This window comes from Rhizobacter sp. J219 (assembly GCF_024700055.1).
Classification (GTDB): domain Bacteria; phylum Pseudomonadota; class Gammaproteobacteria; order Burkholderiales; family Burkholderiaceae_C; genus Rhizobacter.
This window is the reverse complement of the sequence record NZ_JAJOND010000001.1, coordinates 651,938-677,255: the sequence shown is the minus strand read 5'-3', so window position 1 is coordinate 677,255 and position 25,318 is coordinate 651,938. Positions and strand designations below refer to the sequence as shown.

The following is a 25,318-nucleotide window of genomic DNA, read 5'->3' as shown; positions in this document are numbered from 1 at the left end:
ATCACCCCGGCCATCGGCAGCCGATCAGTTGGCCACGCGCCGCAGGAGCGCGTACCAGGCCACGTCGATCGGCATGTAGAAAAAATGAAAAAGCGTGGCGCCCCCGAGCAGCACCGCGAGGCCGCCCACCACCCAGACGACGCGCAGCCGCGCACGGCGGCGCAGCGCCGCGGGGTGCGCAAGCGCCGGCAGCACCGCCAGCACCGGCACCTGCAGCACGCGCATCACGTCGCGCGGCCCGTGCACCGCGCGGTCGACCGACTCGCGCAGCAACGCCGCGCCCACCCCGGCCACCAGCGCCAGCAGCACGCCCATCACCACGATCAAGAGGCGGTTGGGCCGCACCGGCTTTTCCGGGTAGATCGGCGGCTCGATGAGTGTGAAACGCTCGGCCTTGCGCTCGCGCTCCAGCTGCTCAGCCACCTGCGCCTGCATCTGCTTGTCGCGCAGCTCGCGAAAGCGCATGCGCGAGCTGTCCATGTCGCGGGCGATCTCCAGGTACTCACGCTCGACCTCGGGCGAGGCGCTCACCCGCATGTCGAAGAGCGCGAGCTTGCCGCGCAGTTCGTCGCGTTCCTTGCGCAGCGAGATGAGTTGCGCGGTGTTGGTGTCGATCTGCGACTTGAGGTTGAGGTAGACCGGGTTGTCGGGCTTGCGCGGCGTGCGCACGCTGGCCGGTGCCGGCGCCTCGTCGGCCGCGGCGAGCTGGCGCCTCACGCGGGCCACGTCCGGGTGGTCGTCGGAGTATTTCTGCCGCAGCACCGAGAGCTGCGCCTCCAGCTCCTGCCGGCGCGCCACGCGGTCGATGTCACCCGGCTCGCCCGTCTCGGCCTGCAGCACCGCGATCTCACGGCGCAGGCGCTTCACATCGGGGTGGTCGTTGCTGAAGGTGCCGATGGCGGCGCTCAACTGCATCTGCAGCGCCTTCAGCCGGTCCTCGGGGTCGAGCACCGCGCCGGCCGCGCCCATCACCGGCAGGTGCGGCTTGGTGTCGGCGAGCTGCGTCTGCAGCGTGGCGGTGCGTTCGTTGAGGAAGACGATCTCGCGCTCCAGGCGCTGGATCTCGGCCGCCGCACGCTCGCTGCCCATCTGGTTGGACAGGTTCAGCTCGGGCAGCTTGCCCTGGTTGCGCTCCTTGAAGGACGCGAGCTTCTGCTCCAGCTCGGCGATGTGGCGCGTCACGCGGGCCAGCTCCTCGTCGAGGAACGAGGTCGTCTCGGCCGCCTTCTGCTGGCGGTTCTTGACGTTCTCGTTCAGGTAAAGCGTGGTCAGCTCGTTGGCGATCTTCTGCGCGGCCGAGGCGCTCTCGCTGTCGTAAGACAGCGTGAAGGCGATGGTCGACTTCACCGGCGAGCCGGTGCGCCGGTCGGTCACCTCGGCGCTGATCGGCGTGAGCTTGATGTCGCGGCGCATGCGGTCGAGGATCTCCTCGCTCGTCTCGCGCTGGCGGGCGTTGCCGTAGAGGCCGTGGCGGTCGACCAGCTCCAGCAGCGTGGCGCGTGTCATCACCTGCTGGCTGATGACCTGGATGCGCTCGTCGGCGAAGCTCGTCACGGTGGAGCGCACGAACTCCTGCGGGATCTCCTGCTCCTTGATGAGGATGGTCGCGGTGGAGCGGTAGACCGGCGGCAGCAGCACCGCCACCGCCACCGCGATCACCAGCAGCACGCCCGACACCGCCAGCGCCAGCGTGCGTCGGCGGCGCAGCATGTTGAGGTGGTCGCGCAGCGTGCGCGAGGGCACCGCTGCGGGGTCGGCGTAGGTATGGAGGTCTTGGGCGAGTGCAGACATGGGCGTGGGCCTTGTGGGGTCAGCGCGCGGCATCCAGCCGCGGCCAGTCGACGCTGAGCGACAGGTTGACGGCATTGGCGCTGGCGCTGCCACCGAAGAGCGAGCTGCGGGCGCGGCGGTGGGTCGCGCCGGCCTGCAGGCTCAGGTCTTCGGCCAGGCGGTGGGTGAACGAGAGCGACAGGCTCTCTTCGGTGCGCGACACATCGCCGCCGAAGCTGCCGTACAGCGCACGCGAGCGCGCATAGCCGAACGAGCCGCTGGCGCGCGGGGTGAAGCTCTGGTTGAGCGTGGCACCGAGCGTGTCGCGCCGCGCGAGCACGCCGGCGCCGCTCGGCGACTGCTCGCGTGCGGCGCGCAGGCTTGCCTCGATGGCTTCACCCAGTTGCCAGCGGCTGCTGAAGTTGAACTGCAGGCCGCGGCGCGTCTCGTTGGCGGGTTCGGTCACTCGCTGGTAGGGAATGAAGGTGGGGCAGAACGACGGATCGAGCGGGCACACCAGCACCGTGCGTTGCCCCCCGCTGCGGCTGCGGTAGCCTCCCACGCTCAGCGACATGCTGCTGCGCTCCGACAGCTGCTGCGACCAGCCGAGGCTGAACTGGTCGGTGGTCGAGCGGTAGCGGCCGTCCTCGGTGCGGTAGCGTGCCTGGCTAAGGTGGAGGCTCGTGGTCTGCCGCTCGGTGAGGCGGTACGACAGGCCGCCGCCGCCGCTGCCGTTGCGGAAATCGCTGGCTCCGTCGGCACCGTAGCGGGTGCGATCGAACGCCCCCTGCACGCTCGCCGACCAGCGCGGCGACAGCTGCCGCGACAGGCTCGCGTCGGCCTGCATCGTGCGGCGGCGCGCACGGCCCACCAGCACGTCGCCGGTGTCGATGTTGTTGTTGAGGTCCTGCAGGTAACCGGCCGAGAGACTGAGCGAATGCAGCGGGTCGTCGAAGGTCTGCGAGACCCTCCATTGCCCGTCGACGCGGTCATTGGCCCCGCGGCCACGCTCTTCCACCGCGGCCATCAGGGCGCGCACGCTGGTGGCCGCGTTCTCCGAACGGCGCGCAGCCTGCAGGTTGGACGAAAGCGAGAGCGAATTCATGGTGCCGGGTGACGTGGGCGCGAGCGCCGCGTTGTCGTTGACCTCATAGCGCGTGGCGACGGTGTGGTCCAGGGTCCATTGCTCGCTTCGCGCCGCCAGCGGGGCCAGGAGCAACACGAGCAACCCGGCCTTGCATCGTGGGTTCACGGCACCAGCAGCACGTCTCCGCTTTTCAGCGTGATGTTCTGCGAGAGGTCGCCGCCCTTGCGGATGCGCGAATAGTCGAACGGGATGGACACCGGCTTGCCGTCCACCTTGCGGATGATCTGGATGCCGTCTTCCGAGGCAAACGGCGTCATGCCGCCGGCGATGCTGAGCGCCTGCAGCACGTCGATGTTGCGGCCGACCTGGAAGTCGCCGGGCTTGTTGACGCGGCCCAGCACGTAGATGCGGTAGCTCGACACACGTGCCACCGAGACGGTGACGACCGGCTCGGGGATGTACTTGGACAGCCGCTTGACCAGCTCGTCGCGCACCTGCGCGGCGGTCTTGCCGGCCACGATGAAGTCGCCCGCGAGCGGAAACGAGATGCCGCCGTCGGGGCGCACGAGGGTCGCGGCCTTGAGCGTCTCATCGCGCCAGACCGAGATCTCGAGCGCGTCTTCCGGGCCGATCACGTAGGCCGGGTCGCCCGGCTCGGCGGCGGGCGCCGCGGCGCTGGCCGGCCGTGCCGACACCGGCGTGACCTCGCCTTCGGCGGTCACCACCAGCGGCTCGCCGGGGAGTTTCAGGCCGGCGCAAGCCGAGAGCATCAGCAGGGCCAGCGCGGCGCCGAGCTGCATCACGCGCGAGTGGACTTGGATCGACATCGCGCGGCCCTTCAGCGGCTCACCGTGGGAGCGAAACGCTCGGCCTCGGCCTTGTCGCGGTACTCCTGCACGAGGTTGAACATCTGCACGTCGCCGAGGCCGAGCACCGGGTCGCGCTGCTTGAGCACGTCGCCCACGCCCTTGCTGCGGTACTTGTCGAGCAGCTCGGCGCTCAGGCGCAGCAGGCGGTCGTTCTTCGCGCTGCACTCGCCGACGAGTGCCACCTGCGCCTCGTGCTCGCGCTTGAGCCGGGCCTGCGCCTCGTCGCGCTGCTTGAGCGTGCGCTCGCCGGCCGCGGCGGCGGCTTCAGCGGCGAGCTTGCGATCGGCGAGCTCCTTCTCCAGTGCGGCGACTTTCGTGGCCAGCTCGTCGCGCTCGCTCTCCACGCCTTTGAGTTTTTCCTGCAGCTTGGGCAGGGTGCCCTTGAGCTGCCCGAGCTGCTGGCTCTGCGTGGCGAGCTTCTTGTCGAGCTCGGCCTTGTCGGTCTCGAGCTTGCTCTTGGCTGCCTGCGCGGCCTGGGCCTCCTGCTGCGCCTGCTGCACCTGCAGCTGGGCACGGCGCGCGGCCTTGCGGGCCTCGTCGCTCGACTGGGCGAAGGCCGGGACGGCGGCCAGGAGGATCAGCGTCGACAGGGCCAGGCGTTGCAACATCGGGTCACCTCGCGTCATCAGAAGTGAACGTTGAGTTCGAGCTGGATCACGTCGATCGACAAGGGCGCGCCCGAGATCGCATCGCCGCTGAAGTAGCGCAGCGATGCCGCGGCGTTCTTGCCGACGCCGTAGCTCGCGCCCAGGATGTAGCCCTTGGCATCGGTGCCGCCGAGGCGGAAGTCGCCGTCGGTGTAGGCATCGACCACCGCATCGCGCTCCAGTCGCTTGTAGGCGATGAAGGTCTGCCAGTCGTGCGTCTTTTTCATCTCGGGCGTGCCGAAGGCGGCGCGCACCTGGTAGCCGGTGGTCTCGGGCGCCACGTCGCGCCCCGCACGCTCGCTGACCCGCGCACGGTCGAAGCCGATGTTGCGCACGTAGTCGCCGGTGAAGACGAGGCGCTTCCCACCGGCCACCGGGAAGTCGGCCTGCGCGGTGAGGTTGACAAGGCGGTACTCCGACGCCAGGCCCAGCAGCACCGGGCGCGCCGGGTCGGTGGAGATGTTGTAGTAGCTGTTGCCCTTCTGCGCGAACTGCACCGCGGTGTACTCGCGGTCGTTGGTACCCGGCGTGCTCAGCTCGCCGACGATGTTGTCGTAGTGGTAGTAGGCGAGGCCGATGCGCGCGCCCATCGCATCGACGGTACCGGCCTTGGCGATGCCGAGCTGGAGGCCATACAGCCACTTGTCCTCGCGCGACAGCTCGATCTCCTGAATCGGCATCGCGCCGAGCGTCGCGAAACCGCGCCAGGTGGGGCTGAACTCCGGCGTCCAGCGCAGCGCCACGCCGTCGAAGCCGAGGTCGTTGGCCCACACGAGGTCGGTGCTGAACCACGGGTTGCCGAAGCGGCCGAGCACCGCATCGACGTTGCCACGCTTGCCGCCGATGTAGGCACGGTCGAAGGCCACCGTGAAGCGGTTGCCGTAGTTGCCCATCGTCTGGTTCGACGAGATCGGGTCGCTGGTGCTGCCGGTGGTCAGGCGCAGGCCGGCCGACCAGTGCTCGTCGACCTTGGCCGTGAGGCCGGCCCGGCCACGCACGCGCAGGCGGCGGCGGTCGTCGGTGGTGGTGGCCGGCGGTGTGTTCACCCGCAGGCGGTTGGTCTCGTTGACGTGGGTGAAGAAGCCCGCCGGCGCGTTGGCCGAGTCGTAGTCGTCGAACTGGTAGCGCGTGCGCAGGTCGCCGCTCCACTCCAGCGCACGCACCCACGCCGGCACCGAGCCGGGCTTGGCCCAGCCCTCACGCGCCGCGCGCGCGGCGAGGTCGAGTTCCACCTCGTCCTTCAGTTCCTTGCGCATGTACTCGGGCATGTAGGGCACGCGCACCGGGCCCGGCTTGTTCGCCTCGGCGAGCAGCGCATCGGCCTTCTCGCGCGTGAGCACGCCCTGCTCCACCAGCGTGTTGATGAGCTTGACGGTGGCCGCGCGCAGCTGCTCGGCATCGGCTTCGGGGGCGGCGAACGCAGGGCCCGCGCACAGCGCGAGCACCAGCAGGGTGGCAGGACGGAAGAAGGCTTGCATGAAGTTTGGAGACACAGTCAGGAGCGGTTGCTCAACCGCAGTTGGATCGGTCGCATCGGATTCCGGGGGCACGTCGCGCAGCGGGCTCATGTCGAGCAGGGTCACCTGGATCAGCTCGTCGACCTGGGCGTTGCCCGAGCCGTTGACGATGTCGGCCTTCTGCACCCGGCCGTCGTCACCCACCCACACCTTCACGACCACGCGGAACTCGTCGCGCAGCACCTTGCGGTTGCGCGTGAGGGCTTCGAAGAAGTGGCGCTGCAGCAGGCCCGAGTAGTACGCGCCGCCGCTGCCGGTGGTGAGCAGGTCGCGGCCGCCGCGGCTTGCCGCCAGGCCGAAGCCGTCGCTGCCGGCGCTGGCATCGGCGTCCACGCCGAGCGGCTTGTCGGAGGCGGGCTTGTCGTCGGCCGGCTTGTCGGCGGGCTTGGGCTCGTCTTTCGGCGTGTCGACCTTCACCTCTTCCTTCACCTTGGGCGGCTCGGGCGGTTTTTCCGGCGGCTTGGGCGGGGGCGGCGGAGGCGGCGGCTTGATGAGGGCAACCTGCTGCACCCCGCGCGGCTTGGCCGCCGGCTGCTCCAGGAACTTCATCAGCCCCCAGGTCGAGACGGCCAGGAGGCCAAGCAGGCCCACGCCCAGCAGGGTTCGCTTGACCCAGCCGGTGCTCCCGGTCGGTTCGTCGAAATCTTGCATGGTTGGTCCGGCGCTGCCGCGGCTACTTCACCAGGCGCTGCGTCACGAGACCCAGCTGCGTGATGTCGAGGCGGCCCATCAGGTCGAGCACGTCGACCACCTTCTCGTAATGCACCTTGGCATCGCCCTTGATGACGACCGGGAAGCTCGGGTTGACCGCCTTGAGCTGGCGCAGGCGGTCTTCCAGCTCCTGCATCGTCACGGGGTGGGTGTCGAGGAAGATCTGGCCGTCGTCGCGGATCGTGATCGCCTTGGTTTGCGGCTTGGCAAGGCTGGGGGCCGCGCTCGCCTTGGGCAGGTTGACCTTGATGCCCTGCACCGAGGCCGTCGTCATGATGATGAAGATGACCAGCAGCACGTAGGCCAGGTCGAGCATGGGCGTGACGTTGATGTCGTCGTACGCTTTGTTGGCACCCTGGACTTTCATCGCGTCACCCCATTCGTCGCGTTCATCAGACGGAGTGCTGCTCGGCGATGCGCGTGACCAGCTCGTCGATGAAGACGTGCATGTCGGAGGTCAGCTCGCTGATCTTGCTGGTCAGGTAGTTGTAGCCAAAGAGCGCGGGGATCGCGACCGCGAGGCCCGCCACCGTGGCCACCAGCGCGGCGGCGATGCCAGGGGCGATCGAGTTCACGTTCACGTCGCCGGCCGCGGCGATGGCGGCGAAGGTGATCATCACGCCCACCACCGTGCCGAGCAGCCCGAGGAAGGGTCCGCCGGCGATGCAGATCGTCAGCAGCACCATCTGCGAGTTGAGGCCCTGTGTCTCGCGCACCAGGCGGGCGTCGACCGTCGCGCGGATGGCGTTGATCGACGCATCGGTCAGCACCGCCTCGCGGCCGCTCTTGGCATAGGCCACGAACCGGTGGCGCAGCTCTTCGGCGCCAGACGCATACAGGCGGTACAGCGACGAGCGGCGAAAGCGCGCCGCCAGCGCCTTCTCTTCGGCAGCCTGGCCCTCGCCGTGCACCGCGATGCTGTTGAAGAGCGCATCGAACTGCGTCTTGAAGCGCTCGTTGTCGCGCGCCGCCGCGTTGACCATCATCGTCTTCGCGATCATCACGTAGATGCTGATGATGAACATCACCGCGAGGATGCCGATGACGATCCAGCCGTCGAGCGTCACCGCCCCAAGCAGGATCTTGATGTACGAGGCGCCCTCTTCCTCGGCGCCGCCTTCGGCTGCACCGTAGCTCACGAGCTTCTGCTCCTGGCCTTGCGACAGCGCGGCGAGCTTCAGCCAGTCGGCGCTGCGGGCCGTGGCCGAGACCTGCAGCTCGTCGATCTCGCCCTTGAATTCCTTGCCGACCACGCCGGCACCCCCCAGCTGCACAGGCGCACCCGAGGCACGCGCCGACTCGACGCCGTTCACGTACAGCGCGAGCCCTTCCTTGACCACCACCGCGACGTGCTGCCACGCGCCGATGACGACCGGCGCCGACGAACTGGCCGCGAGCGCACCCGACTCGGCGACGAACTTGCCGCCGCGCAGCGACAGGCGCAGGCCGCTCGCCACGTCTGCCTGTGCGTAGAGCGAAGCGTCCATCGCCTCGGTGGGCTTGACCCACATCGAGACGGTGTACCCGTTGGCCCCGGCCTTGAGCGATGGCGTGGCCGGCAGCACCAGCTCCTGCGCGCCTTCGAAGACGAGGCTGCCGCCGATCAGGCCGGCGGCGCCCGGCTTGGCGGTCGAGCGGGTCGCGTGGTTGGCGTTGGCTGTGCTGTCCTGAGGCTGGCCTTCACGCTCGCTGAAGTGGTAGACCAGCGCCTGCGCCGCGTCGTAGGTGGCCCGCGGCTCGCTGCCGGCGGGGGCCGTGGGGTTGCCGTAGTAGAGCCACACGTGCGCGTCCTTCTGCCCCGCGGCGAGTTGCGGCACCTGCACCCACACCAGTGCCAGCTCGTTCAGGCCGTCGAACTTTTCGACGTGGAACTTGAGCGGGGTCTTGTCGTCGGCCGCGATGAAGCGCAGGTCGCTGCCATCGGGCTTTGCGTCGACGAACGAGAAGTTGCCGGTGTGCAGGCGCACGAGCACCGGCACGTTGTCGGCCGGCGCCGACGTGGCGGCCCCATCGCTGGCGGTGTTGAGGCCGATGCGGGCGCGCTGCTTCCACTCGGGGTTCCAGGCGGCTTGCGCAGCGGTGCCTGCAAAGAGGCAGGCGAACGCGGTGATGACTGCAGCAACGGTACTTCGCATGACGTTCTTGTGACCGGACGGCCTCACTCCCAGGGACAGCCGGAAAGAATAGAAGGGCTTTATTTCAAGGGCGTGAATTGAGGGGCACGCTCTGCCGGCACGGCCGCGTGCGCGTGGTACCGCTCGACCGTGTGCACGAGACGGTGCGCCGCCGTCGCCATGTCGAAGTGCTGCGCATAACACGCGATGGCATGGGTGCGCATCGCGTCGCGCCGCGCCTGCGGCGAGCCCACCCAGCGGCGCAGCATCGTCGTCGTGCCGTCGGCGGTGTCGTCGGCCACCAGGCCGGCACCGCCTTCCACCACCTCGCGCCAGATGTTGACCTTGTTCGACAGCAGCACCGGCACGCCGAGCGCGAGCGCTTCGACCACGGCGACGCCGAAGTTCTCTTGATGGGACGGCAGCACGAACACGTCGGCCGCCTTCAGCGCCGACCACTTGGCCTGGCCGGTGAGCATGCCGGTCCAGGTGATGCGTTTGGCGATGCCCGCCTGCTGCGCCCGTGCCTGCAACTGCGCAAGCAGGCCCGGCTGCCCTTCGGGACCGGCCATCACCAGGTGCAGCGAGGGTGCATTGACCGCGACCTTGGCAAATGCATCGATCAGCAGGTCGGCGCCCTTCTTCTCATGCAGCCTCGCGAGGAAGAGCACGAGCTGCTTGCCGCGTGTCTCGGGCCAGGCGTCGGTGAAGCTCGAGGCGTCGCCCAGCTGCGACGCATCGGCGAGCGTCACGCCGTAGCCCACCACCTCGGGCCGCACCTTGTAGAGCCAGAACGACTCGGCCGCGAGCCGCCTCTCTTCCTCGGCGGTGAAGAGCACGGCCGCCGCATCGCGCAGCACGCGGTACTCGGCCCACGGCCAGTAGAGCCACTTCTTCAGGTGCTTGAGCGGGTAGTGCCGCTTGAACCACGGGTCGAGCATGCCGTGCGGGTAGACGAAGTACGGCACCGGCCCACCGGCCAGCGCGCGGTGCACTGCAAGGCCGTGGTACTGCCAAAGGCCATGCACGATGACGGCGTCGTAGCGGCCCGCATGCTCGCGCAGCCACGGCACGAGCCGCGGCGTGTGGCCGTACGTGCCCTTCACCGGCCCGAGCGCCTGCACCGTTGCCGGAAAGCCGGCCACCCACGGGTCGGTGGGCGCATCGAGCGTCAACACGTCCTGCACATGGCCCATCGAGCGCGTGGCCAGCACCGACTGCCGCAACCCTTCGGCCATGCCGCCCGCGGCGGGATCAATCGAGCGGATGACGTTGAGAACACGCAGGGCTCGGGTCATGGCCGTGTCACTTCGCGAAGCAATCGCGCTCCTGCTCCTTGCAGTTCTTCTCGCCGAAGCCCAGCACCTCGACGGTGAGGATGTTGGGCTTCTGCACACCCGACGCGGTGGCGCTGCGGGCCGCTTCGGCGGCATTCTTCGCGGCGTCTTGCGCGGCCTTGCTGCCGCCATCGCCGGTGCCGCCGCTGCTGGCGATCGATGCCGCGAGGCTGCCGCTCGCCGCCACCGGAACGCCCTGCGAGCTGCCGCCCGCCGAGATGTTGCTGGCGTTGCGCACGCTGAGCGCATTGATGACGATGTTGCCGCTGGAGCGGATGCCGGCCTCGCCGGCGTCGATGCTGCCGGCCGGCGCGAAGAGGTACACGTCGCCGGCATCGGGCGCAGCCAGCGGGCCCAGGCCGTCGGGGTCGGAGGTGAGCGTCTGGATGCCGCTGCCGGCCGCGGCGTTCGAGATCACGAGCTTCACGCCGATCGGGTTGTTCTGGTTGTCACGCACGATCTCGCGCCGTGGCGGCGGTGTGGTCACCGAGGTCTTCGCGCCACGGCCGGCGTCGATGCTCCCTTGCGACGAGAACAGCAGGATGTCACCGCCCTGCGCCGTGATGACCTTGCCCTGGTTGATGTTGAAGTCGCCCCCGAGCACGCTGCGGATCGCGCCACCGCCGTTGGTGATGACGCCCACCGTACGGTCGCCCGGCGGGGTGGTGAGGCCCACCACGATGTCGCCGCCCGGCGCCCACAGGTCGATGCTGCTGCCGCCATAGGTCTGGATCGAGGTCTGGTAGCTGAAGATGCTGCCCCGGCCAACCGAGGCCTGAGGCGCGACCTCGCCCACCACCTGTGCCAGCGCATCCGACAGCACGATCGGCGCCACGCCGGTGGGCTGCGCTCCTTCGCCGCGGCGCAGCAGGTAGTCGCTGAAGACAAGTCCATAGCGCTGCTCCAGCGCCACGAACTCGCGGTAGCGCTCGCCCCCCGGCCCTTCGGCCAGCGCCGCCACCGAGCCGGCACTGCGCAGGCGCGTCAGGTCGGGCTCGGCGTTGAGCAGCGCATACAGCCGCGACGCCGCCGCCGATTCGCTTGCCGCGAGTGGCAGCGAGCCGGTGCGCAGCGCGTCCTTGTAGGCGCTGAAGGCGCGCGGGGCCTGCTGATCGAGGCTCACGAAGGCGGCATAGGCCGCATCCTCGCGCGCGAGCGCGGCGATGTCGGCCGCGGCCAGCACCTTGGCGGCATCGGTCTCTGTGCCGAGCTGCTGGTAGAGGTCGATGATCCGTGCGGCGCGATCCTTGTCGTTGAGCGCCTTGATCTCCTCGTAGGCGCCGTCCATCTTCGAGAGGTCGATCGGGCCGCGCACACCGGCCACCAACGTCACGCGAGCACTGTCACTCTCGGCGAGCGACGGGTTGTTCACATTGCCGCTGGCGGTGACGCCGCCGGCGAGGCCGAGATCGATGTTGCGACCGGCCTGCATCAGCAGGCGACCGGGGCCGCGGATGTCCAGCGTGTTGGGCGAGCGGATGTCGCCGGTGTCGGCCCGCACCTCGCTCACATCGCCGGGCCGCAGGTTCTGCAGCGTGAGGCTGACGCCGACGATGTCCTGCCCGGCACGCACGCGCGCCGCGCCGGGGAAGACGATGGCATGGCCGGGCGACGCGAAGATGCTGCCCTCGAGCGCCTGCAGTTCGAAGGCGTGGTCGGGGCGGTCTCCGTAGTCCACCAGCCGGGGCGTCGCGCTCGTCGGCGTGAGCGAGAGCCCGGTGAGGCTGGCGGTGGTCTGGATGTAGTTGGTGGCCGTGGGCACGAGTGACGGGTCCATGTCGGACACGCGCACTTCCGGCCGCTCCAGGTTGCGGCCCGCCAGCATGCGCACCTGCGCTTGCGGCGACGGGAAGGTGGTGAGGGCCCCGAGGCTTCCGGCATCGGCCCCCACGATGTCGCCGCTGAATGCCACGAACGACAGGCGCGGCGGCAGCGCCCCGCTGTAGGCCCCGAGGAAGTTGCTCAGGGCCCCCTCCTGCGAAGCGTTGAACGAGCGCCACTGGCCCCCCAGCCCGCCATAGGCATAGCTCAGCTCGCCGCTCTTGGCCTGCAGCCCCGCCCAGCTGTTGGGGGCATAGGTGAAGAAATACGGTGCATTGGTGCCAGAGCCAAAGCTCGGGCCCGTCTCGCGACCCGAGGCGGCCTTGGCGATCTGCAGCATCGCGGTGGGGTTGAACACGTTTTGCAGGCGCACCGAGCCGCCTGCCAGCAGGTCGATGCCCGCACCCGCGGGCAGTTCACCGCTGGACTGGCCCATCACGTAGAGCTGCGTCCGGCGCTCGGTGCCAATGTCGCCACCCGCCTCGACCCGGCCGGTGCCGCGGCCGACGAGGAACGAACTGCCCGCGATGTCGCCGCCGGCCAGCAGCGTGAGGTTGCCGCCGCCTTGCACGTCGACCTGGCGCATGCCGGCGTCGTCGGTGTAGGTGCGACCGCTGGTGGGCAGCATCGCATCGAGATGGCGCACGTCGCCGCCCGCCACCACGTCGATGTCGCCCCCACCCAAGGTGCCGATGCCCTGCTGGAAGCGCGGCCGGTAGGTCCACCAGTCGGTCTTCTGGCCGGCCTGGAGCTGCGGCAGCGTGGTGCGTGGGCGACGCAGCCATTCGTTGACCCACAGATCACCGCCGCCGGTGGCTCCGCTGATCTGGCCGCCGGCCTGCAGCGAGATGCCGCCACCGTCCACGGCCCAGCGGTTATTGCCGCCCGCCTCGGTGTCTTCGGCGCCGATTCGGCCCGCGGTGTAAATCGTCGCCGCAACGTGGTCGATGGAAATATCACGCCCCGCCGCCAGGTCGATCCGACCGGTGCCGGTGCGCAGCTTGGCGTTGGCGCCTTCGAGCCGCAGCGATCCGCTGTCGGCCGGCAGCTCGCCGATCCTGCGCACCGCCAGCGGGTTGGCGGCCGACAGGTCGGCACCGGCTGCGAGGCGCAGGTTCCAGGTGTCGCCAGCGATGATGGTGTCGTCGACCGAGCCGATCGACGCGCGCACGGTGAGGTCGCCCTCGGCGCGCACGGTGAGCGTGCCGGGCCGGCCATCGGCCAGCCAGCGCTCGTCGCGCAGGTTCCAGTCGGTGCCGAGCGTGAGGTTGCCGCGGCTGCGCAGTTCGGTGGCGCCGAGCACACGCGCGTCGCTCAGCGGTGCACCGCTTTCATCGCGCAAGTTCTCAACCGGCGCCCGGGTCGTGGCGGTGATGAAGGCCTGGTGGTCGTTCGCGTAAGGGGTCATGTCGGTGCCCGTCGCGTCGGCGTCGTAGACGCGTGTCGCCTCCAGGTCGACCGACGCGGCGGTGGTGCCACCGCCGCGCTGCACCGTGCCTTCGAGGCGCGCCGTGTTCATCACGTTGTTGTCCCCGCGCGTCACGCCGAACACCACCGAGCCGGCCGGCCCGGCCTGGCCGGCGCGCACGTCGATGCGTGCGTCGCGGTCGAACACCAGTTCGCCACCGGCGGTGGCCACGCGCACTTCGCCGCCGCGGGCGCCCGTGGCGGTCGCGCCAGCACGCAACTCGCTGCCGGCGCCGAGGGTGATGCCGTCTGCAGCGAACAGGTTCACCTGCGCACCGCCTTGCGCCGCGCCAATGCCCACGACACCGCGCACGTCGATGCTGCCGCTGTCAGCGGCCAGCGTCACGCGGCGTGCGGCCACGTGGTCGGTGGTGGCGACGGTGATGTTGCCTTGCCGCAGCCGCAGCTGGCGCTCTTCGCCGAAGCCGCCGGTGTTGAGACGCGTGTTCACGTCCGAGAAACTGGCGTCGCCCAGCGAGCCGAGATCGAGCGAGACAGCGCCCGAGCGCGCCCCGGCCGCGGCCTGGCCCACGAGCTGGCCGGCCAGCACCGCGCTGTCGGCTTTCACGGCCAGGCGTCCGGCCCCACCGCCCTGGGCGGCGGCCGAGACGTCGATGCGTGCATTGGCATCCAGGTTGACCTGCGCGGCCGTGAGCGACACGCCGCCCCCATCGGCAGTGACGACGGTGCCGTTGAAGTCTTTCGCCTGCCCACGCGCATCAAGCAGCGCGCCTTGCGCCAGCGCAAGGGTGTCTTGCGCCGTCACGTCGATCTGCCCGGAGCGGGCCTGCACCGTGGTGGCCACGCTGACCGTGCGGCCCTGCAGCGCGAGGCGGCCGCCGAGTTCGGTTTCGTTCGCCGGCACGGTGGCCGGGGCGCTGCCGGCAGCAACGGTGAGGCCGAAATACTGTGGCGTGACCGCGCGGCTGTCGCCGGCGGTCACGGTCTGCTGCGACCCGCCGGCGGCCAGCACGCGCGGGCTGCGCAGGGTCGTGTGCGCCATCGCGCTGAGGCTGCCCTTGCCCTGGCTCACCAGCGTGTCGCGGGCGTCGAGCGTCACGTTCGCGAAGCCATCGATGGCTTTGGCGCCATCGCCCAGCACCACACGGTCGGCCACCAGGTTGAGCGTGCCGGTGCCGGTCTGCGCCGAGACCACGGTGCTGGTGTTGTTGGCGAGGGTGAGGGTCTTGGCGGCGAGGGTCACCTCCTGGGCAACGTTCGGTGCGCTCGGGCGCCCGCGCAGCACCGGCGTGTCGAGCGTGAGGCGCTTCAGGTCGATCCGGTCGAGCGTGTGGGTGTTCGGGAGGGTGGTACCGCCGAGAACGGTGCTGCCCACGATGTCGATCCCACCGTAACCGCGCAGCACCAATTCGTCGAGCGCACGGTAGCCGGCGAGCTGGCCGGTGCCGAGCACCAGGCCTTCGGTCACGCTGCCCGGGGCCACGTCGCCCAGCGTCACCTGGCCCGAGGCGAGGCTCAACGAGCCGCCGGCGCCGCTCTCTCCGCCGACGCGCAGCGTGCCACTCGACTGGGTGGACTGCGTGGCGTCGATCAGCATCGACTTGGCCGCGCTCAGGGTCGCGCCCTGCGCGATGCTCACGGTGCCGCTGTCAGTGCTGGCCGTGCCGCGGTCGAGCCGCACCTGGTCGCCCGCGCTCAGGCGCAGCAGCGCGCCGGAGGCGTCGGCCTGGATGACGGCGGGGGACTGGCCCGCGCTGGTGCCGGTGGCGCTGGTGGCGTTCAGCACGCTGCCAGCCTGCACCTCGATGCTGCTGCCCGCGGTGAGGGTGAGCTCGCTCAGGTTCACCGCGCCATTGCTGCTGTTGGCCACGACGATCTGGCTGTCGGTGGCGCTGTTGGTGATCTTCAAGCCGCTGTCGGTGTGGCTGCGCTTGCCGCCCAGCAGTACGTTGCCGTTGAGGTTGGAGAGCTGGCCGCCTTCGAGCTGCAGGAAGCCGCGCCACGCCGGGTCGGCGCTCACGTGGTCGACCACCGCGATGCGGCTCGCGCTGATGTCGATGTCGGCCACCCGGCCGCGGGCCTGGCTGGGCGAGGTGCCGGCGGCAACCTCGAAACGGCCGCGCAGCGCCACGTCGGTCGTGTTCTCGATCAGCAGGCGGCCGGCGTCCCACGGTGAAGGCGGTGCCGCTTTGCGCTCGCGCTCGGCCGCGTCGACGAAGAACTGCGCGCCGGTGAGGTTGTAGTCCGACGCACGCTGCGCCGCGGCCAGGCCGGGGCGCACCACCACGCCGATGGTCTGCGAGTCCTGCAGGTCGGTGCCGGCCGCGCTGCGGCGGGCGGCCACGAGGGTGTCGCCATTCGGCTGGCGCAGGGTCTGGCCCGGCTGCAGGTTGCGGTAGGCGCTGCCGGTGTGCAGCTCCACCAGGTAGGCCTCGGGCAGCAGCGCATAACGCGCAGGCAGCAGCACGTACTCGCCGGCCGGCACGGCCGCGCCAGCGCCGATGGTGATGCCGTCGAAGCGCACGTTGTCGCGGCCCTTGGTCAGGCTGAAGCCGAAGCCGGGGTCGCTGACCGCGAGCGTGTGGGTGTCGTAGGGCATGGCCGCGAGGCTTGACGCCGGCACGATGGCGTAGGTGTTGGCGGCCGTGGTGATGTCGCGGTCACCGCCGTTGCCGGCGACGAACTCGACGGCACGCACGTCGCCACCGCCGCGCAGGTCGACCGTGGCGCCGGCCTGCACGTCGAGCGTGGGCGCGTTGAGCGTCATGGTCTTGCCCTGCTCGGTCAGCGTGGTGATGGGCTTGGCGCCGTCCCCATCGTTGTAGAGCCACTGCGTGCCGGAATCGGTGCCGCCATAGAGCATGGTCTGGCCGTTGCCCGAAACCGAGGTCGTGCTGCCCGCGGCGAGCGTGAGCGAGCGGCCGGCGTTCATCGTGATCTGGCCGAGCGGCGCCTTCACCGTGCCACCCTGGTGGATGTGCTGGGCCTCCAGCGTGAGCTGGCCGCCGGCCGAATACACCGCGCCGGGGGTGCGGCCGTTGCCGCTGACGGTGAGGCGGCCCTGGTGCTCGGGCGCATCGGGAATGTCTTTGACGGCGATGGTGAATTCGGTGCGGGTGGCCGGAGCCACCTGGCTCGCCCGCAGTTCGAGGTCGGCGGTAGTGGTGAGGCTGCCGATCTGGCGGATGACGTCCTGCCCGCCCGTGGTGCTGGAGAAGCGCACCGCGCGGCCCACGAGCTGCACGTCGTTGTCGCTCTCGATGCGCGCGCGCTGCGCGCCGTTGAGGGTGAGGTCGCCGTAGAGGTTCACGCTGCCGCCGTGCACATGCAGCTCGCCGGTGCCACTGCGTGGCGTGAGGGCGGGCGACGCACCGAAGGGCGCCAAGTTGTACTGGTCGATGCTGTCGATCGTCTCCAGGATGCGCGGGCCCATCGACTGGCCGAGCGAGACGGTGGCCCCGGTGACGCCCACGCGGGCGCCATCGGCGATGTCGAGCCGCGGCGCATCGAGGCGCACGCCGCGCGAGAAATCGAGGTCGACCGACTGCTGGAACTCGATGCGGTTCTCCGACTGCAGGCGCAGCTTGTCGAAGCCACCGGCGGTGAGCGCACGCACGTCGACACGCGCATCCACCGTCGCGTCGTCGGCGGGCAACACCGGGCCATTTCCGGGAGTGACCACGATGCGGCGGTCGGCCGGCCGCGTGGACTGCTTGTCGGGCTGCGTCAGCTCCAGCGCGAAGCTGCCACCGGCCGCGGCGTTGGACCCGGCGTGGCCAAGCAGGGTGCCGTCGAGCGTGGTGGCGCCTTGCGACTTCACGACGAGCGTGCCGCCGTGGCCTTCGATCGTCTGCTGCGTGATCGCGGGCGTCGGGCCGGTGCCCTGCACGTCGACCACCTGGCTCACGCCGCTCACGTCGAGGCGTGCGCCGGCATCCACCTGCACGCCGGTACGGCGCGCCTGCAGCGTGATCGAGCCGCCGTCGTGCAGCGTGCCTTGCACCAGGCCGCGCTCGTTGGGTGTGGGCACGAAGGTGCCGCGCGTCGAGATGTCGGCGTTCGCGCCGATGTGAAGCTGGCCTGTGGCGAGCTGGCCGGGTGTATCGGGGCCGCTCACCGTCAGGTTGATGCTGCCGCCAGCGGCGCTGAGCCGGCCGTCGACCTGCAGGTCGTGGCGCGCGGTGAGCGAGATCTCGCCCTTCGGATCGGTGGTGATCGACGCGCCGGCCGCCATGGCCAGCCGGCCGCTGCTGGCGCCCTGGCTTTCGCCGCGGGCGTCGAGCGACACGCTCATCGGCGCACGCTGTGCGTCGGGCAGCGTCTGCACCGTGGCGACGCTTGCGATGTCGCCCCCCACTCGCGAGGCGGCGGGCAACGGCAGTGTCGAGCACGAGGTTGCGTTGCGATGCGTCGACCTGCGTCCCGGGGGCGATGGTGATGCCGCCGGCAGCTTCCACACCCACATTGGCGAAGCCGAGGTCGCTGAAGAGACCGCTGCCCAGGCGTGTGGTGGCGGCCGGCACGGTGCCGGTGGTGCCTTGGGGCACGATCAGCGCCTCGCCCACCTTCAGGGTCAACTCGCCACCCTTGGCGAGCCCGAAGCCGCGCAGCTCGGCCTGCATCCAGTCGGGGTTCACCTGGCCATCGGCACCGTTGGCGAGGGTGAGCTTGCCGCCCTCGCCGGCCGTGACACGCTGGCTGGCCGACAGCGAAGCGCCGCCGCTCACGTCGAGTACCGAACCGCGTTCGAGCTGCGTCTGGTACAGCGGGTCGTTGAGTTGCAGGGTGAGGCTGCCACCGTTGAGCGCCGAGTGGGCAGCGCCGCGCCCGGTGGGCACCACGGGGGCGGCCCGGTTGTCGGCAGTCGAGGCGTTCACCCATTCGCCGGCGGTCGACAGGGTGGCACCGCTTCGCACCGTGATGCCGCCTGTGCTTCCCAGGCCCGGGATGGGCGAGGCTGCCGCTGCAGCGTGCAGCGTGAGCGAGCCACCGGCCAGGCGCAGGTCGCCGGCGATGTCGATCTCCTGCGCGCGCAGCGTGAGCGCGGCACCCGGGTCGGCGCGCAGGTTCACGCCCTCGGCCACCACGATGCGCCCGCTCGAATTCAGCTCCACCGTGCCGAAGCCGGTTTCCTCGCGGCCCTTGTCGGTCTGAGTGGCGCTTCCGAAGATCTGCTCGGCGCCGAGGCTGAAGCCGCTGCGCTGCGCCTCGCTCAAGGCGGTCGAGGCGTTGAAGGCGGCGCCGAGCGTGTCGCTCGCCTGCTGGGTGAGGGTGATGCTGCCGATCTGCGACTGCTCGTTGATGACCCGGTGCGAGCTGCTGTAGTCGCCGATGCGCAGCGTCGCGCCCTTGGGTGCATTGGCCGCCTGCCGCGCCCCGACCGTCACGCCGCCCTTGAGCGTGCCGTCAAGCACCAGGCCGCTCTGCGCGCTGATTTGCACCAGGCCACCGGCCTTGCCCTCCGTGTAACCTGGCTGGTAGGTGCGCACCAGGCCGAGCGGGTTGGAATGGCTCGTCGTCTGGCCCCAGCGCGCATCGGTCGACTGGTAGTTGTCGAGCAGCTGGGTGTAGCGCAGCGCCTGCGGTGCGGTGGCGATGTCATACACCTTGCCGTCGGCGCCGAGCAGGCGGGTGGTGCCCACCATGCCGCCGGTGTAGCGGTAGCCGCCGCCCGAGGCGTCGAGCGTCGCGCCCTGGCGCTGCACCACCGAGCCGGCCGAGCTGATGAAGAGATCACCGCCAACCGCCGCCTTCTCGTTCACCGTGCGTGCCACCAGGCCGCGGTAGCCGGCGAGGTCGAGGATGTTGTTGCCTTCCCGCAGGTCGACCGTCACCTCGGCGCCGCGCAGCACGCCGGTCTTCTGGTCGGGCGAGTTCTTCAGTTCGTTCGAGGTGACGCGGAAGGTGGCGATGTTCTTGCTGAAGTCCACGTCGGCCCAGGTGCCGGCCACGCTGGTCTCGCTGCCTTCGGCGAGGTACACCCGCACCGGCCCGGCGGCGTCGCTCGCCTTGGCGTCGAGCTTGATCACGCCGCCTTGGGCGCGCAGCGCGCCGTGGTGTTCGATGCTGCGACCCGACACCTCGATCACACCACGGAAGTCGGTCGGGCTGCTCGCGTTGGGCGCGTAGGCCTGGCTGTCAGGCACGGTCGACCGGTCGTCGGCGTCGGGGGTCACCTCGGTCACGCTGCCGCGGCCGAGCACCACCGTGCCGGCGCGGTGGAGGGTCTGCGTGACGACCCCGTTCTCGTCGCGCACACGCTCGGTGGCGCCGGCCTTGAGGTAGATCGAGCCGTTGGCCTGCAGCGCCGTCTTGGCCGAGATGCGGCCTTCCTGGTTCACGGCGAGTGCGGCGAGCGTCACGTTGCCGCGGTCGGCGCTGATCTCGCCCGCGTTGCGGATCAGGCTCGTGATGTTGAGCGAGGGCCCTTCGGCCGGCGCTTCGACCTCGACCACGTAGCCGCGCAGCGTGGTGTCGCTCTCGTTGGGGTTGATGCCGAGGTAGGCCTTGCTGCCCGCGGCCAGGATCACCTGCCCGTCGGGCGCGCGGATCACGCCGCCCTGGTTGTCGATGGTGGGCGCGAAGATCATGATCGAGCCGCCCTGCCCCGCTTGCAGCACGGGCGCTGCGAGGCCGTCGCGGCCGGCGGTGAGCACGACGCTGCCGCTCGGCCGCGCGGCTAGCGTGTTGCCCTCGTTGTCGTAGCTGCCCTCGAAGGCCGCGGTGCTGCCGGCGAGCGCGCCCGACATGAAACGCTGGTTGGTGATGTTGAGCGTGGAGGCGATCAGGGACTGCGTGTTCACCTGCGCGCCGGGGCCGAAGACGATGCCGTTCTGGTTGATGAGCAGGATCTGCCCGCCGGCCGAGCCGGGCGTGGCGCCCTCGCTGCGCACACGCCCCTGGATGACGCTCGGTCGCGCGTCGTAGATGCGATTGAGCGTGGAGGCGGCCGTGCCCATCTGGTGGCGGAACAGCACCTCGGCATTGCTGCCCACATCGAACGAATCCCAGCCGATGATGCCGCGCAGCGTGGCCTGGTCGATGGTCAGCTGCGCGCGGCTGGCTGCCGGCGCCGAACGGTTGATGCTGATGCCGTTGCGATCCGACACCACGCCACGCAGCACCGGCAGCGTGTTGGGCGGGACCACCCGCTGCGCATGCGCCTCGTGCGGTAGCGCGAAGCTCAGCACCCCCAGCCCGGCCAGCACCATGAGGCTGCAGGCCCCCGGGCGCCACGGCTGGTGGCGAAGGGCAGCGATGGGGCGGACGCGGAATGAGCGGTTCTTCATGGTCGGGGCAGCCGGAGACAAAAGACACCGCGACATGGGCGGCCGGCGGATTCTCGAAACCGGCGATGACATTTGCGGCGCATCCGCATGCCCCGAACGGGCCACACCTGCCTGCCACGCCGGCGTCACACAGCCGACTTGGGCGGCCGATAGAAGAAGCGGTCTTGCAGCTTTGCGCCCCACGTCCATGAACGCTCCCCTCGCCCCCGATTTCCAACAACCGCTGCAGGCCGCGCAGCGCCTGCACGATGCCCGCCCCTGGTCCGACATGGACGCGAGCCTGCGTGCCGTGCTGGCCCGCCAGCCGCAGCGCCTGAAGACCCTGCTCGGCCTGGCCAGCCTCGCCGTCGGCCAGCAACACCTGCACGAAGCGCAGCTGTGGCTGCAGGCCGCCACCGCCGCACACCCGGAAGAGGCCGAACCCTGGGCCGAGCTGGCGCAGGTGCTGCACCGGCTCGGCCGCGACGACGAAGCCGCACGGTGCTTCGAGCGCGCCGCGGCCTTCGCGCCCGACAACGCCTCGTTCCGCCTGATGGCGCTGCTGCACCAGGGCCTGTGGCTCGACGAACAAGGGCGTGTGCAGGAAGCCCTCGCCTGCTACCAGGTCGCCACCGAACAGCACCCCGGCTCGGCCGACGCCTGGGCCGCGCTCGGCATGACGCAGCGCCACCTCTTCGGCCCCGAGCAGGCCGAGCCGAGCTTCCAGCGCGCCTTGCAGATCGACCCCACCCGGCTCGACGTGATCGAGAAATTCGGCGAAGGCCTGCAGGAGCAGCGCCGCTACGAAGACGCCGCGCTGGTGTTCGAGCGGCTGCTGCAGCTGGCCCCGCAGCACCCGCTTGCCGCGGGCCGGCTGATGCATTGCAAGATGCTGATCGCCGACTGGTCGCGGCTCGATCGGCTGCAGGCCCACGTCGAACAGGCCATCGCCCAGGGCCACAACGCGGCCGAGCCGTTCGGGCTGCAGGGCTACTGCGCGTCGCCCGCGCTGCTGCACCGCGCGGCCGTGCAGTACTCGGCCACCTACCACCCCGACCGCGCCGACCCGCAGCGCCCGCCGGTGATCGGATTCGGGCCCAGGCTGCGCATCGGCTACGTGTCGGGCGAGTTCCGCCAGCAGGCGACCTCGATCCTGCTCACGCAGGTGCTGGAGCTGCACGACCGCTCGCGCTTCGAGGTCGTCGCCTTCGACAACGGCTGGGACGACGGCAGCGCACTGCGCCGGCGCATCGACGCGGCCGTCGGCGAGATCGTGCCCATCCGCCGCATGACACACCGCGAGGCGGCACAGGCGGTGCGCGAGCGCGGCATCGACATCCTCGTCAACCTGAACGGCCACTTCGGCCAGGCACGCTCGCACCTCTTTGCGCTGCGGCCGGCGCCGGTGCAGGTCAACTACCTCGGCTTCCCGGGCACCATCGGCGCGCCCTACATCGACTACCTGATCGCCGACGAGACCGTGATCCCCGAGTCACAGCAGGCGCACTACGTCGAGAAGATCGCCTACCTGCCCGGCTGCTACCAGCCCAACGATGCCACCCGCCAGATCGCCGCCACACCGGCGCAGCGCCGCGACATCGGCCTGCCCGACGAGGCCTTCGTCTTCTGCTGCCTCAACAACGTCTACAAGATCGTGCCGGCGGTGTTCGACGTGTGGATGCGCGTCTTGCAGCAGGTGCCCGGCAGCGTGCTCATGCTCTATTCCGACACGCCCGAGACCCAAGACAACCTTCGCCGCGAAGCCCAGGCCCGCGGCGTGGCGGGCGAGCGACTGCACTTCGCAGCACCGCTGCCGCACGACCAGCACCTCGCGCGGCTGCGCCTCGCCGACCTCTTCCTCGACACCTGGCCCTACAACGCCCACACCACCGGCAGCGACGCCCTCTGGGCCGGCCTGCCGGTGCTCACCTGCCGCGGCGACACCTTCCCCGGCCGCGTGGGCGCGAGCCTGTTGCAGGCGGTAGGCCTGCCCGAACTGGTGACCCACTCCGCGACCGCTTACGAAGCGCTGGCCGTCACGCTGGCCACCCACCCGCAGCACCTTGCGGCCCTGCGCACGAGGCTCGCGCAACAGCTGCCGCAGGCGCCGCTGTACGACACGCCGCGCTACGTGCGGCAGCTTGAAGCGCTGTACCAGGCGATGGCCGACCGCGCCCGCGCGGGGCTGGCGCCGGCCACGTTGCGATAGCGGATACGCGAGAGTCGGAAAGCAAAAAAGCCGGTGCTCTTGCGAGACACCGGCTCAGCTTCACGTGGAAGCAACCGCCGAGTGGCGGTCTGGACGCAAGCAGATCAGAACGCTGCGAGCTTGCCCGGCTGGCAGTTGTTCAGGTCCGTGCCGCCGACGAGGCGCGACCAGGGGTTGCGGCCCGAGGTGCCGGTGAAGTCCGGGGCGGGGATCGAGGCTTCCAGCGCGTCGAGCGCCATCAGGCCTGAGGGACCGAAGGTCTGGTTGCCACCGTTGATGACGGCGATCACGGCCGGGTCGGCGAAGTCGCTCTTCAGCACGTTCAGGAACGCGGTGTAGCCAGCGGCAGAGGCCGTGGGCAGCGTGGCGCCGACACGGGTGTTCAGCGACGCGTCCGTGTACTGGGTGTAGCGGCCAGACGCCACGTTGGCGTGGGTCGGGGCAGCGCCGTTGATCTTCACGAAGCGCAGCGAGCCGCCGGCGGTCTGCTTGAACTCGGTCGAGACCACGCCGATGGCGCCACGGCCGGCGGCCTGGTGGGCGTTCAGGCAGGCCAGCACCTGGCCGCTGCCCGAGCCGTTGACCACGAGGTTGCTGCCGTTGCACAGGCTGTTGGCGGCGGTGTTGTCGAGCGCGGCCGGGCCGGTCACGAAACCTTCGACCGCCGACTGGCACTGGCGGGCGCCAGGCGTACCGTTGGTCGTGCGACCGATCACGGCTTCGAAGGACTTCTGCGTGCCCGAGCTGTCGGCACGGCGGGCGACGTAGACCATGTCGTCGCCGACGGTCGCGCCGGTCAGGCCCGACCAGGTCTGGCCTTCCTGGGTGTACATCGAGGTGATCTGGCCTTGCGTCAGCGAGGGCATGTTGGCTTCGTCGATCGCGCCGACCGTCAGGCCTTGCTGGGCCTGCAGGGCTTCATAGATGTTGCGGGTGACGGGCACGCCGAAGATCACGGTGGCCAGGCCTTCGGCACGCAGGTTGTTGTAGGTCGACGGGCCGCCGAAGAACTGGGGCTCGACGTCCGACACGCCGATGTAGCTCACGACCGGGGTGGTGACGGCCGTGGTGGCCGCGCCGCAGGCGATGTCCTGGAAGGACGACAGCGGGCCCGTGCCGTCGACGTCGACAGTCGAGGAAGCGCCAGCCGCACACGAGGTGGCGATCTTGGCGAGGTCGAGGAAGGGCAGCGGAGTGGCGGCGTTGACCGGGCCCACGCCCGAGCCGGAGCCACCGACCGAGTACTTGTAGAAGGCAACCTTCGTGGCGCCAGCGCGCGGGGTGATGCGAGCGGTGTTGGCGGTGCAGAAGTAGACGAAGTTGTTGCTGACCGAGTAGCGGGTCATCGAGCCCGCGGTGCAGTAGCGCAGGGCCGAGGCGAGCAGGCCCGGGTCTTGCGCAGTGGCGCCCGAGACACGGATGTTCATCGTGTCGCCGGTGAATTCGCCGGTGTTGGTGTACGAGCTGGCCAGCAGGGCGTGGGCGGGGGCCGACAGGATGCCGCAGGCGGCGGCAACGCCGAGGGAGATCTTCGTGAGCTTCATGGTGTTTCCTGGGTGGAGAAGACGTGGACGACCGGAATCAGGGTGAGCTTGCCCAGCCCGCCATGGCCGAGGCCATGGCGGGTGAGGCAAGCGGACGGGAAAGACGGGGCCTCTGAGACCTCAGGCCCCGGTGGCCATCAGGCCTTGGCGGCAGCCTTGCGGCGGCGGGCCATGCCGGCGAAGCCGAGCAGGCCGCTGCCGAGCAGCCAGGCGGCGGCAGGCACGGGCACGGCGGCCGGAGCGCCAGCCAGGCTGTACACCAGGTCACCGTCGGATTCGAGGGTGATGGTGGCGAAGCCGGAGGCATTGCCGAACTGCGTGCGCTCGGCCTGGACGGTCGTGCTGCCGGTGTAGGTCGTGCGGGCGAAGTAGAACAGGCCAGCGCTCTGGTTCAGGCTGGCGAGGCCGTCAGCACCGAGACCGAAGTTCGTGCCGAACGTGTCAGGAGCACCCGTGCCGGTCATCGAGAGCGTGGCCGAGCCGAAGAACGTGGACAGGGCGCCCGCGTTGGAGGTGTTCGTGTAGACATCAACGTTGCCGTTGGTGGCCGTTTCGGTCGGGTTGATCGACGACACCAGGGCGCGACGCACGCTTTGTGCACCGGAGTTCGCGGTGTTGTCCGAACCCGTCACCATCCAGCGGATGTCAGCGGCGTTCTGGCCACCCACCCAGCTGGAGAACGAAGCATCACCGAAGTTGGGGGTGTTGGCGGGGTTCAGCGTCAGGCCGGCATCGGGCGTGCGGGTGCCGGTCACGGCGCCGTCGCCGGGACGCGTGGTCACGGTGGACGGCAGGAAGTCGTTCAGCAGGAAGCCGAGGTCGCGGATGTAGTAGTCGCCAGTCGTGGTGTTGAAGGCGACGAGGGCCACGCTGCCGTTGCCGGTAGCGGCGTCGACCAGCGCAGCGTTGGCGCCGGCTGCCGACACGAGCGCCACGGCGGCGGCGATCATCTTGAGCTTGAGTTTCATAACGAGGATCTCTCCTGGGGTTGAAAGT

At 70.1% G+C, this 25,318-nt stretch carries 13 protein-coding genes; 1 reads left to right on the top strand and 12 read right to left on the bottom strand.

Going from position 1 to position 25,318, the window contains the following annotated elements; genetic code table 11:
* Positions 1–24 precede the first annotated feature (24 nt).
* From LRS03_RS03115 to LRS03_RS03070, 10 genes are all read right to left on the bottom strand, one after another.
* Complete coding sequence (locus tag LRS03_RS03115; RefSeq protein WP_257823820.1) at positions 25–1,791, bottom strand: GNVR domain-containing protein; 1,767 nt, start codon at positions 1,789–1,791, stop codon at positions 25–27.
* Positions 1,792–1,810: 19 nt separating this feature from the next.
* A complete protein-coding gene (locus LRS03_RS03110; RefSeq protein ID WP_257823819.1) occupies positions 1,811–2,992 on the bottom strand; it encodes a hypothetical protein in 1,182 nt (393 codons plus the stop codon).
* Between the two features lie 26 nt (positions 2,993–3,018).
* The gene (locus tag LRS03_RS03105) at positions 3,019–3,684 is read right to left on the bottom strand and encodes a polysaccharide biosynthesis/export family protein (protein ID WP_257823818.1); all 666 of its coding nucleotides are present in this window, start codon (positions 3,682–3,684) and stop codon (positions 3,019–3,021) included.
* A gap of 11 nt (positions 3,685–3,695) precedes the next feature.
* Entirely contained in the window at positions 3,696–4,334 is a 639-nt protein-coding gene (locus tag LRS03_RS03100) for a hypothetical protein (protein ID WP_257823817.1), read from the bottom strand.
* Between the two features lie 17 nt (positions 4,335–4,351).
* Positions 4,352–6,541 carry a putative porin gene (locus LRS03_RS03095; RefSeq protein WP_257823816.1) on the bottom strand — a complete coding sequence of 730 codons (2,190 nt, stop codon included), beginning with the start codon at positions 6,539–6,541 and terminating at the stop codon, positions 4,352–4,354.
* A gap of 22 nt (positions 6,542–6,563) precedes the next feature.
* Complete coding sequence (locus tag LRS03_RS03090; RefSeq protein ID WP_201802976.1) at positions 6,564–6,968, bottom strand: ExbD/TolR family protein; 405 nt, start codon at positions 6,966–6,968, stop codon at positions 6,564–6,566.
* A 25-nt stretch (positions 6,969–6,993) separates the two neighbouring features.
* Entirely contained in the window at positions 6,994–8,736 is a 1,743-nt protein-coding gene (locus tag LRS03_RS03085; protein WP_257823814.1) for a DUF2341 domain-containing protein, read from the bottom strand.
* 59 nt (positions 8,737–8,795) lie between these two features.
* On the bottom strand, positions 8,796–10,013 hold the full coding sequence (locus tag LRS03_RS03080) for a glycosyltransferase (RefSeq protein ID WP_257823813.1): 1,218 nt from the start codon (positions 10,011–10,013) through the stop codon (positions 8,796–8,798).
* Between the two features lie 7 nt (positions 10,014–10,020).
* The gene (locus tag LRS03_RS03075) at positions 10,021–11,340 is read right to left on the bottom strand and encodes a filamentous hemagglutinin family protein (RefSeq protein WP_257829382.1); all 1,320 of its coding nucleotides are present in this window, start codon (positions 11,338–11,340) and stop codon (positions 10,021–10,023) included.
* Between the two features lie 4,621 nt (positions 11,341–15,961).
* Positions 15,962–20,590, bottom strand: a complete 4,629-nt coding sequence (locus LRS03_RS03070) for a two-partner secretion domain-containing protein (RefSeq protein WP_257823812.1) — start codon at positions 20,588–20,590, stop codon at positions 15,962–15,964.
* A gap of 187 nt (positions 20,591–20,777) precedes the next feature.
* On the opposite strand from LRS03_RS03070, the gene LRS03_RS03065 reads away from it, so the two are divergent.
* A complete protein-coding gene (locus LRS03_RS03065; protein ID WP_257823811.1) occupies positions 20,778–22,778 on the top strand; it encodes an O-linked N-acetylglucosamine transferase, SPINDLY family protein in 2,001 nt (666 codons plus the stop codon).
* A 104-nt stretch (positions 22,779–22,882) separates the two neighbouring features.
* Here the strand turns inward: LRS03_RS03065 and LRS03_RS03060 are convergent, their stop codons facing one another.
* Together LRS03_RS03060 and LRS03_RS03055 are read right to left on the bottom strand one after the other, a co-directional pair.
* Positions 22,883–24,322, bottom strand: coding sequence for a hypothetical protein (locus LRS03_RS03060; protein WP_257823809.1), 1,440 nt, complete (start codon positions 24,320–24,322; stop codon positions 22,883–22,885).
* Positions 24,323–24,459: 137 nt separating this feature from the next.
* On the bottom strand, positions 24,460–25,290 hold the full coding sequence (locus LRS03_RS03055; protein WP_257823808.1) for a VPLPA-CTERM sorting domain-containing protein: 831 nt from the start codon (positions 25,288–25,290) through the stop codon (positions 24,460–24,462).
* Between the last annotated feature and the right edge of the window lie 28 nt (positions 25,291–25,318).